Source organism: Ancylomarina euxina (assembly GCF_003863355.1).
Taxonomy (GTDB): domain Bacteria; phylum Bacteroidota; class Bacteroidia; order Bacteroidales; family Marinifilaceae; genus Ancylomarina; species Ancylomarina euxinus.
The window spans coordinates 30,717-41,679 of the sequence record NZ_QQWG01000026.1; the positions used below are offsets into that span (position 1 = coordinate 30,717).

12 protein-coding genes are annotated in these 10,963 nt (G+C 33.6%); 9 read left to right on the top strand and 3 right to left on the bottom strand.

Annotation, left to right across the window (positions count from 1 at the left end; translation table 11 throughout):
* Positions 1 to 62: 62 nt before the first annotated feature.
* Positions 63 to 1,103 (bottom strand): ATP-grasp domain-containing protein, encoded by a 1,041-nt coding sequence (locus DWB61_RS16625; protein ID WP_125032065.1) that lies wholly within the window; start codon positions 1,101 to 1,103, stop codon positions 63 to 65.
* A gap of 169 nt (positions 1,104 to 1,272) precedes the next feature.
* Between DWB61_RS16625 and DWB61_RS16630 the strand changes: the two genes are divergently transcribed.
* Complete coding sequence (locus tag DWB61_RS16630) at positions 1,273 to 1,785, top strand: DinB family protein (RefSeq protein WP_125032066.1); 513 nt, start codon at positions 1,273 to 1,275, stop codon at positions 1,783 to 1,785.
* Positions 1,773 to 2,480: an NRDE family protein gene (locus tag DWB61_RS16635; RefSeq protein ID WP_125032067.1), complete on the top strand. Its 708-nt coding sequence runs from the start codon at positions 1,773 to 1,775 to the stop codon at positions 2,478 to 2,480. Before DWB61_RS16630 ends, DWB61_RS16635 begins: the two co-directional genes overlap by 13 nt.
* A 100-nt stretch (positions 2,481 to 2,580) precedes the next feature.
* Here DWB61_RS16635 and DWB61_RS16640 read toward each other — a convergent pair whose 3' ends face one another.
* Both DWB61_RS16640 and DWB61_RS16645 read right to left on the bottom strand, forming a co-directional pair.
* On the bottom strand, positions 2,581 to 4,239 hold the full coding sequence (locus tag DWB61_RS16640; protein WP_197091215.1) for a phosphoenolpyruvate carboxykinase (ATP): 1,659 nt from the start codon (positions 4,237 to 4,239) through the stop codon (positions 2,581 to 2,583).
* Between the two features lie 835 nt (positions 4,240 to 5,074).
* Positions 5,075 to 5,593, bottom strand: a complete 519-nt coding sequence (locus DWB61_RS16645) for a DUF6155 family protein (RefSeq protein WP_125032068.1) — start codon at positions 5,591 to 5,593, stop codon at positions 5,075 to 5,077.
* A 106-nt stretch (positions 5,594 to 5,699) separates the two neighbouring features.
* Between DWB61_RS16645 and DWB61_RS16650 the strand changes: the two genes are divergently transcribed.
* From DWB61_RS16650 to rimO, 7 genes are all read left to right on the top strand, one after another.
* A complete protein-coding gene (locus tag DWB61_RS16650) occupies positions 5,700 to 6,206 on the top strand; it encodes a hypothetical protein (protein ID WP_125032069.1) in 507 nt (168 codons plus the stop codon).
* Between the two features lie 178 nt (positions 6,207 to 6,384).
* A complete protein-coding gene (locus DWB61_RS16655; RefSeq protein WP_125032070.1) occupies positions 6,385 to 6,990 on the top strand; it encodes a MarC family protein in 606 nt (201 codons plus the stop codon).
* A gap of 254 nt (positions 6,991 to 7,244) precedes the next feature.
* Positions 7,245 to 7,487, top strand: a complete 243-nt coding sequence (gene rpmB, locus DWB61_RS16660) for a 50S ribosomal protein L28 (RefSeq protein ID WP_125032071.1) — start codon at positions 7,245 to 7,247, stop codon at positions 7,485 to 7,487.
* 12 nt (positions 7,488 to 7,499) lie between these two features.
* Positions 7,500 to 7,682 (top strand): 50S ribosomal protein L33, encoded by a 183-nt coding sequence (gene rpmG / locus DWB61_RS16665; protein ID WP_125032072.1) that lies wholly within the window; start codon positions 7,500 to 7,502, stop codon positions 7,680 to 7,682.
* Between the two features lie 9 nt (positions 7,683 to 7,691).
* A complete protein-coding gene (locus DWB61_RS16670) occupies positions 7,692 to 7,844 on the top strand; it encodes a DUF4295 domain-containing protein (protein WP_125032073.1) in 153 nt (50 codons plus the stop codon).
* Between the two features lie 214 nt (positions 7,845 to 8,058).
* Entirely contained in the window at positions 8,059 to 9,009 is a 951-nt protein-coding gene (ftsY, locus tag DWB61_RS16675) for a signal recognition particle-docking protein FtsY (RefSeq protein ID WP_125032074.1), read from the top strand.
* A gap of 274 nt (positions 9,010 to 9,283) precedes the next feature.
* A complete protein-coding gene (rimO, locus tag DWB61_RS16680; RefSeq protein WP_125032075.1) occupies positions 9,284 to 10,585 on the top strand; it encodes a 30S ribosomal protein S12 methylthiotransferase RimO in 1,302 nt (433 codons plus the stop codon).
* Positions 10,586 to 10,963 lie beyond the last annotated feature (378 nt).

Below are 10,963 nucleotides of genomic sequence, written 5' to 3' on the forward strand. Positions count from 1 at the left end.
CCTAATTGTAACACTTAGAAATAATTAACTGGATTTTTATTATCCATATATGGGACTGAAAACTACTTTTTTGCAAAAAGGTGATGTAATAATCCTCTGATCAATTCGATGAAAGGCATCGGTTTAATTCCTAAAGCCATATTTGCTTGACTTATTTTGTACACTAGATTCATGTGTTTTATGACTTCACGATAGGCTTTAAGCAAGGAATAATCTGGATCGTATATATGAGCAGGTTCTGAATTTGTTCCATTGATTTCTAAAATTTTAATATTTTTGCCTTCATACAAATCACGAATACTATTGACTTTTATATCAAAACGACCGTAATAGAATCCGTTTAAAGGTTTCGATATTTCTCTAAATACTTCAACCAATTTGGTATTAATAAGATGTGTCCCATCTAAGAACTTGGTCCCTCTGCTATGATTTCCTATGGGTTCTACTTTAAATGTAATGCCCTCAGGAATGATAATATTCCATTTGTTAGGGTATCTTTTCCTAAAATATTTTAGACGAGATTTTGCTCTGAATTTTTTAGATAATAACTTCCCAAAACTATCGCGTCCATTCCCTGTAATACTCAGGAATTCTTTCATAACAACTGAGCTTATACCATCTTGTATGCTGTTTGGGAAACGATGATAAAACACGCCCAATTCTATTGGGTGAGAAACAAATTCTTGAATAATAAGATCTTCTTTGATAATATTTAAATAGTTTTCCAATTCTTTTTCATTGTCGATTTTTTCAACACCACGGCCTCGCTCTCCAACATTAGGTTTTGCAACAATTGGAAATTCGATCTCCCTTTCAGCCATTAGTTTAATAATATCTTCTTTTGATTTTTCTTTTGTAACGAAAAAATCTTTAGTGTGATATTTTGAAGAAAGTAAGTTGAGTAACTTGGTTTTATCGGTTCCATAGGCACCACCAAATGCCATTTCGGGATTAGCAGCAGTAAAATAGCTAAATGATTTGCTCTTTATGGCTAAAACAAAACCATATAAAAACATGGGTGCATAGAATAACCATGCGGGCCAAAATTCAAAATTGATCCATTTGATTATAAATTGAGGGTAATAATATTTCTTTCGGGGCATAACTTAGGTTTAGTTATTTAAATATAAAAGAAATATTAATCCATCAGTAAAGTTAAGACAGAAAAAAGATTTGAAAGTCTTAAATTAAGGTTTAAGTAAAAAATGATTATTAAAGAATTATATAATACGACTTGTTTTTAATATCTTGTTTTTGAAAAAAATAGACTCTATGCAAATTATAAATGCTTCTAAAGAAATATGCAAACAGTTATTTCAACTGTGTGATAATTTAGATAATAAGGAATACGCCCATTGCTCTTTTCTTTTAATGGGAAGTTCAATTGGAAAGCATATGCGTCATATCATTGAATTCTATGATTTATTAAGAGAAGGTTCAGAGATTGGAGAAGTTAATTATGATACTCGTGTTCGTAATGTTCAGATCGAGACTGAATTGGACGCAGCAAAGGGTAGATTGGCTTCAATTTTGTCTTGGTTAGACGTATTATCAGTGAATAAAAATATGAGTGTATATTTCCGATTTAATTTGGAGAATGATGAAGTGAAGCAAGTTCGATCAAATTTGATGCGTGAGCTAGCCTATAATTTGGAGCATGCAATTCATCATATGGCTTTGATTCGTATTGCTCTTGATCAACAATTCCCTCATGTAAATATTGATCCAAAATTTGGTCTAGCTTATTCTACAATTCGTTATAATAAAGATCAATGTGCACGTTAAGTTATATTCCAATTTCTGATCAGGATTTCATTTTGACAACCAATCGAGATGAGGATCCAAATCGTGTTGCTTTTAGTCCACAGAAATATCTGCATGACGGTATTGAATTATTTTATCCTAAAGACTCTAAAGCTAAAGGAAGTTGGATAATAAGCAATTGTATTGATACCTGTTTATGTTTGCTTAATGGGGCTTTTGATAAGCATCAACGTCAACCTTATTATAGGCAGAGTAGAGGATTGATTCTTCTTGATTTTTTTAAATTTTCAGGTCTTAATGACTTTATAGAGAACTATCAGTTTGAAGGGATAGAAGCATTTACGATGATTGTTGTTGAAAACAAATCTGCAATTCAAATAACAGAACTAATTTGGGATGAGAAAAAATTACATGTGAGGGAACTATTAAGCAATGAAGCTCATTTTTGGTCATCAACGACTTTATATACAAAGGAAATGAAGTTGGAACGTGAACAATGGTTTAGGCATTGGTTGAATAATGAAACCCAGTTAAATCAGGATACTATTATTAGGTTCCATAAAACAGGTGGATCTGGTAATATGGAATACGGTCTGTTTATGAATAGACGAAATCTTGTTAGGACAGTTAGTATAACTCAGATAATTGGGAGTGAACAGGGACATGTATTGAAATATCTCAATTTGTCAGACGAGGAGGTTTGCAAAACCAGATAAGAGATTTGATCAATTCGATTATAAATTAAAAAATAGCTATCAAATTAAATTGATAGCCATTTTTTTTTATGTTTAAATTCTGATTAGATCAGAAGTGTTTTTACTTACCAGGACATTGAGCAATAATATTAGCATCGATATCTTGCTTACTATAAGCCTTATCGTAATTCTCAGAGAATTTCTTCGCTAAGTTTTCGGCAGTCGTTTTATAAGCTTTCTTGTCTTCCCATGTGTTGATAGGAATTAACATTTCAGTAGGAACATTAGGACAAGTAGTCGGAATGTTCACGTGGAATAATTCATCTTGAATATACTCAACATTGTCAAGTTCACCATTAAGAGCTGCATCAACCATAGCTCTTGTATACTTTAACTTGATACGAGACCCTGTGCCATATGAGCCACCGCTCCATCCTGTATTAATAAGGAATACATTAGTGTCATGCTCATCCATTTTATTACCCAGCATATCTGCATAAATATTTGGATTACATGGCATAAATGGTTGTCCAAAGAAACGTGAGAAAGTCGCCTGAGGTTCAGTAACTCCGGTTTCAGTACCTGCTAATTTTGATGTGTATCCCATCAAGAACCAAAGCATAGCCTGCTCTTTAGTTAATTTTGATACTGGAGGCAATACACCATAAGCATCAGCTGTTAAAAATAGAATAGTTTTAGGGTGACCAGCTGTTGATTCTGGTTTAATATTACTTAAGAACTCAAGGGGATAAGATGCGCGTGAGTTTGGAGTATATCTGGTATCGAAGAAGTCGATATCCCCATTAGGGTACATCATGGCATTCTCAATAATAGCACCATGTTTCTTATAATCTGCATTGTGCATCACTGCATCCCAAATTTCTGGCTCGTTTTTACGCTCCATGTCAATCATCTTCGCATAACAACCATTTTCAAAATTGAAAATACCGTTATCACTCCATCCATGCTCGTCGTCACCTAGAAGTGCACGATTAGGATCTGCTGAAAGCGTTGTTTTACCCGTACCTGAAAGTCCTAATAAAAGAGCAGAATCTTTACCTTTTCCCTCGTTAGCAGAGCAATGTAATGGTAATACTCCATTGAAAGGAAGTAGGTAGTTCATCACAGTAAACATCAATTTCTTCATGCTACCTTGATATTTTGAACCATATACAATACCAATTCTTCTATCAACATCAACAACGACACAAAGTCCAGATGTTTCGCCATTAGGTAAGTCACGAACTAGCCCTTTATAACGATCTTTGTCAAGCTCGTCGTTTGGAAGTGCAATAAGTTGGAATTCCTGATCAGCAAAAATAGACTCCTTAATATTATCAGGTACAGGTCGGAACATATTATCAATGAAAACCTGATTTAATGCCTTGTCGGAAGTTGTTCTTACAGGAAGAGCGTATTTAGCATCTGCACCAATGACTCTGGTTGTTGTAAATATAGTCTCTTTGCTTTGAATCGTCTTTAATGCATCTGCATAGATAAGTGCAAACGTTTGCGGACTTAGGCCGATATTATTAGGTGATGTCCAGTCAATATTTGATTCACTTTCGGGATTTCTAACAATATATGTGTCTTTAGGGCTACGACCTGTTGAGTTAGATGGTGTCCAAGTAGCAAGAGCTCCATTGGGTGTTACTATGGCATCTTTATTATCAACAGCCTTTGTAATTAAATCTTCTCTGGAAAGATTTTCTCTAACATCTTGATGCGCTTCTAAAACTTTTTTTAGTTCTTCAATCATGCTAATTTGTATTGTACTCATCATATTTTTTTTAGGTTTGGAGTCCCAAAATTATGATGAGATATTTAACTATCCTAATATGTATATCTATTTTTTATATTTATTTTTAATTTATTCTCAATGATATTTAGTAGGTTTAACGTGGGGAAGAAGTTAGATATCTTCCTGATATGTTAGCTTTTCCCTGATTTCCTATTTTACAATCATCTCTTACTTCTTTATTATCAATTGTTTCAGATCGTATTGTCTTTTAATATCCATCTATTAGAGAAAAAAGGTATTAATCATATTCCACGCAAACGATTTCGAGAAATTAACGATTTTAATGAAAATTAAGCTGTTTTTTTAATTCTAAGGAAAAAATATCTACTTATTCAGAATGTTTTTTTATCCTCCAGTTTGAATACATAATTTACTTAAAAGGAAGGAGTAATCCAAACGATGAATAAAGCTTGTTCAGGCTGGAATTATTTTGGGTAATTCTTTCATTTTTGATAAAATGTATAAAAAATAGTTGCAGAAGAGGCTTGAAAATTTGAGATAAAAAAATGCCCATGTCTTAGGGGGGACACGGGCAAGTACTTCTAAAGGACTAATTAACCTACTAACCAAGCTTTCGCTTGTAATCATTTAGTTTGCAAATCCTATATCTTTAATAGAATTTCCGAACTAAAGTTAGAAATATATTTGAATTATATATATGGTTTATATGATTATTTTATAGTTTATAATCGTTTCAGAAAGGGACTAAGATTTTTCAAGGTTGTTTTTGTCGAGCAATTTGCTTGTTTTGTCGTGTTTTGTGGCTAGTTAGTCTGTTGATGCTTGAGTGTAAATATGTGAATATTTATATATGTTATCTATCTCTTCCTGAGTTGAATAATCTTTCAAATGATTCTCGGTTAAACCAATTTTGATTTGAGCTTTCATCTACAATCTTCTCAAAACGAGTTGTGTATTCTTTTGATAGGCCATTTTCGTAAATGTAATTTACAGCTTCATCAAATGATTTTAATATGCTTTTGCAAAAGGCGTCTTGAATGTTTTCTTTCTCGGAGGAATAGGTTAGTGCAATTTCAATATTAAATAGCATGATGTCGGCAATTAATGTTGGATCAACACCCAAACGCTTAAAATGACGGATAAAGTTTTGGGCGACTGAGCGCCTACATTTAGCTTTTCTTTTTGTTTGTGGAAAATATTCTTTTGAGATTTTAAATTTACATTCTTCAATAAGTTTATTCTCTTTAGGATTAAAAGCAAAGTCATAATATTCTTTAACTTCTTTAAAACGGCTGTAGAGTTCTATAACTTGATCTTGTAGTTGTTCTTTATTAAGATCATGCACATATAGTTTTAAATCGCGTTTACTCATAGGAATCATGTTTTAGTCAATTGCTATTTATTTACACATTGCAATTGTTTATCAGTCGCTCAAAAATAAGTATTATTGTAATAGTAATATTAACAATGTAGAATTGATGGATCAAGAAAGTGTCTCGCGTTTGGAGATTTTAGAAAATATATTGGAATTTTATAAAGTTCAACCAGGAATGAATAAAGATGGGAAACTTGAAAAAGTTGAAGAGTATCTATTGCTGATGCATGCCTTGTATTGTGATTCTGCTGAAGAATTAGATGAGCTAGATATAAATGATATAGATTTCCTTGAAAATCTCTTTGATACTTTTAATGGCTATTTGAATGCGGTAGGTGAGGAGATGGATAAGATTTTTGATGATCATGTTATTGATTTGACTTTGATTCCAATCTTTGGTTTTTCGATTGTTTTACCCATTCATAGTATTGAAATGATAAAGGTATGGAATAAAGCAGAGCAGGACTATTGGCAAATTGAAATTGAATTGTCTCATCTTGAAAAGTTGGTTGAATCTGATTTATTCTTTGAGAAATTTTTAGAATTAATAAAGGTATTGATGTTACGTATAAATGCAAAGCTTGTGATTGAAGTTGAAAATCTAATTTAATAGAAGTGTTGTATTTGTAACAAAATCCAAATAAACTGTGTTATATTTGTGCGATTTTTGAATTGAGTTGTTTTTTTTAACAAACATCAATTGGTGTTTGATTTTAATTTAAAACGATAATTCCTTTTTGGTTGAAAATATGTTTCATCCTGATTAATTCAGGGCTTAAAAAAATAATATGCATTTTAATTTTATAGAGGCGGTTTCTGCTTTCATGGTTTTGTTTGCCGTAATTGATATAATTGGAGCGATTCCAATTCTTGTCGATTTAAAGAAAAAAGGTGGCGAAATTAAAGCTTTAAAAGCAAGTGTTGTAGCACTTGTTGTTTTAATCGGATTCACTTTTTTAGGAGAGAAACTTTTGGGACTGTTTGGTGTAGATATTTCTAGTTTTGCTATTGCAGGTTCTTTTATCCTGTTTATTATGGGAGTGGAAATGGCTTTAGGGATTGAGATTATAAAATATGACGGTCCATCAGGAGTTTCAATTGTTCCAATTGCATTTCCTTTGGTTGCAGGAGCAGGTTCCTTTACTTCTGTAGTAGCATTACGTGCCGAATATGCTCTTGAGAACATCATAATAGCCTTGGTTTTGAATTTATTCATTGTTTACTTGGTATTAAGATCGACTTCGATTGTTGAACGATTTTTGGGAGAAGGAGGAATACATATTCTTCGAAAAGTGTTCGGAATCATCTTGTTGGCAATCTCTGTTAAGCTCTTCATGACTAATGTTGCGGTATCAATAAAGACCTTAATTCCTATGATTAAGGATGTCTTGTAGAAAATAAGCATGAAATAATTTCGATTTTTGGTTTGTAAATAGGTATTTATGCTAACTTTGCCCGATCAAATAATTTGAAGAAAAAGCTGTGTGCTACTTTATTATTGGGCTTTCTCGATGCTACATGTCAGTCAGAAAATAAAAATTGCGATTTCACTGTAAAAAACTTACAAATAGATTTGAATAATTCGAAAATTATTGCGTATTTTGCGCACTGTTTGAAAAGCATTTAAGGAAAAAAAATAATCTGGACTATGTCAAGAGTTTGTCAAATTACTGGAAAGAGCGTAATGGTGGGAAATAACGTTTCTCACTCAAAAAGAAGAACTAAGAGAAGATTTTATCCAAATCTATTCGATAAGAAGTTCTATCTTCCTGAGGAAGATCGCTGGATTGAATTAAGAATTTCTGCTGCCGGAGTACGTCTAATTAATAAATTAGGTGTTCAAGGTGCTTTGAAAAAAGCTCAAGAAAAAGGATTTATTAAAAAATATTAAAAGGCATATAAAATGGCTAAAAAAGGTAATAGAGTACAAGTGATTCTTGAGTGTACTGAGCATAAAGATAGTGGAATGCCTGGAACTTCAAGATACATTACTACTAAAAACAAAAAGAATACTCCTGATCGTATGGAGTTGAAGAAGTATAATAGAATTTTGAAAAAAGTTACTCTTCACAGAGAAATTAAATAATATTAAGTTATGGCTAAGAAAGTAGTAGCATCCCTACAAAAAGGTGAAGGTCGTGGTTACGCTAAAGTAATCAAGATGGTGAAATCACCTAAGACAGGAGCATATTCTTTTAAAGAAGAGATCGTTCCTAATGCTAATGTTAAAGATTTCTTTGCTAAATAGTAAAGAGTTTCTATATCGTTTAAAAGCTCCTCAGTTTGAGGAGCTTTTTTTATGTCTTTTGGTTCGGTAAATATTATGCTTGGGAGTGGGATACATTTAGTTTGATTTATAATAATGGCTTATAAAGTATTAAACAGCCAAATAAAAGAATAATTATAAACAGATAGCAGTGTATTTTTTTGTAATTTAGCCGACCTAAACTGTATAATATACTATGGGATTATTTGGCATTTTTTCAAAATCAAAAAAAGAAAATCTAGATAAAGGACTTGCAAAAACTAAGGAAAGCGTATTTAAAAAGCTATCCAGAGCGGTTGCAGGTAAATCGAAAGTTGACGAAGACATATTAGATGAATTGGAAGAGATTTTAATTTCATCAGATGTTGGGGTTGATACAACGGTTCGAATTATTGAAAGGATTGAAAAACGCGTTGAAGAAGATAAATTTCTTGGAACAGCGGAGTTGAATAGAATTCTTAAGGAGGAGATTTCTGCTTTGTTGCAAGAGAATAATAAGGGAGAATATGATACTTGGGAATTGCCTAAATCCGATTATCCTTACGTGATAATGGTTGTTGGGGTAAATGGTGTTGGTAAAACGACAACTATTGGTAAACTTGCTCATCAATTTAAACAATCAGGACGCAAGGTTATGTTGGGTGCAGCCGATACTTTCCGTGCTGCTGCGGTCCAACAATTGCACATTTGGGCCGATCGGGTTCAGGTGCCAATTGTAGATCAAGGTATGGGTGCTGATCCTGCTTCTGTAGCATTCGAGACATTAACTAAGGCAAAGCAAGAAGGTATTGACGTGGTAATTATTGATACGGCCGGACGTTTACACAATAAAATTAACTTGATGAATGAGTTGAGTAAGATTAAACGTGTTATGGATCGTGTGATTCCTGATGCTCCTCATGAAATTCTTCTTGTTTTAGATGGTTCTACTGGGCAGAATGCCTTTGAGCAAGCAAAGCAATTCACTTTAGCAACAGAAGTTAACGCTTTAGCCATTACGAAACTTGATGGTACTGCTAAAGGTGGCGTAGTTATTGGTGTTTCCGATCAGTTTAAGATTCCTGTAAAGTATATAGGAATAGGAGAGGCGATGACTGATCTGCAGGTTTTCAACCGTGATGAATTTGTCGATTCGCTTTTTAATTAAGCAAAAGAAGATATATAGGAAAGACTCTTACCAAGGTAAGGGTCTTTTTTTTATCCTTTTAGGGGAGACTAATATTGAATGGGATTTGAAAAAAGAACACTTTTGTCTGAAATTCCTTCTTGTTCCTCAAATAAGCAAACTGTATATCGTTTAAAAGGTGGGAAAGCCCTTTTTTTATCTTATTTTTGTCGGCTAAAATAGAGCTGACCGATTTATAATTCGTCTCGTCTCTTTTTCTCAAATCAGATATCTATTATCTCATATTCAATTAATCATGAGCCAAAATAAAATCAATATCGTAAGTTTAGGATGTTCTAAAAACCTTGTGGATACCGAACTTTTGATGAAGCAGTTGGATGCTAACCAATTTGAGGTGAGCTGTGACGAAGACAATAGCGATGCCCGTACAATTATTATTAATACTTGCGGATTTATCGGCGATGCTAAGGAAGAATCTATCGATATGATTTTGCAGTTTGCAGATGCTAAGAAAGAAGGCCTTATTGATACCCTTTTTGTGATGGGCTGTCTGTCGGAGCGTTACCGCGACGATTTAGCTATTGAAATCCCTGAGGTTGATAAGTTTTTTGGAAAATTTGAGTGGAAATCTATTGTTAAAGAACTGAATAAGGAATATAAACCTGATTTCTCGAACATGAGAATGATTACCACGCCTAAGCATTTTGCTTATTTGAAAGTATCAGAGGGCTGTAATCGTGGTTGTTCTTATTGTGCTATTCCGATAATTACGGGTAAGCATATTTCTCGTCCTGTTGAGGAGATTGTTGAGGAAGCTACGAATTTGGCAGCTACAGGGGTGAAAGAATTTTTGGTTATTGCTCAGGATTTATCGTACTATGGTCACGATTTGTATGGCAAATCGATGTTGGCAGAACTTGTTGAGAAGCTTTCAGAAGTTGAAGGTTTAGAGTGGATTAAGCTTCATTATGCGTATCCAACACAATTCCCTTACGATATACTTAAGGTCATGCGCGAGAACCCAAAGGTTTGTCGTTATTTGGATATTGCTCTTCAGCATTCGAGTGACAATGTGCTTGGTTTAATGCGTCGTGGTATTAATCGAGAGCAAACTGTTGAGCTAATCAACCGTATTAGAGAAGAAGTTCCAGGTATCACTTTGCGTACCACCATGTTGGTTGGGCATCCTGGCGAAACTGAGGCTGATATGGAAGATTTGAAAGCTTTTGTAAAGGAAATGAAATTTGAGCGTTTAGGTGTTTTTCCATATTCTAATGAGGATGATACTTATGCCGCGATTAATTATACCGATGATATTCCTCAAGAAGTAAAAGAAGCTCGTAAAGATGAGATTATGGAACTTCAGCAAGAGATTTCACGTCAATCTAATCAAGCACGAATAGGCGAGAGAATGAGAGTAATTATCGACCGCAAGGATGAAGATTTCTACTTCGGACGTACTGAGTTCGATTCTTATGAAGTTGATCCTGAGGTTTTAATTTCTAGTGAAAACTTCAAGCTTAAAATAGGTGAGATGTACGATGTTGAGGTTACCGATGTTGAGGATTACGATTTGTTCGCCATTGTAGTGGCATAAAAAGCAATTACCGATAAGATTACACTTGCTGATGGCGATTGTAAAACAGATATACAACTCCAATTGGGTTTCTTGTTAGAAACTCGATTGGAGTTTTTTCTTTTTCACAGTTCAGTTGCTTAAGATTTTTCGAAAATGATAAAAGGGAATGTGTAAGTTGACCAAGGGAAGACAGAAAACCATCGGGGGAATGCGGAAAACCTCTGGGGGAATGTGGAAGTAGACTAGGGGAAGACGGAAAACCATCGGGGTGGAGTTGCTACATTTACTTGGACAGTGAGTTAAGGTATAATTATCTTAATAATTTATATCTTAGAAAATGGAAAAAGAGAGACGAAAATTTAGTAGAGAGTTTAAATTAAATGCTGTTGAGTTAAG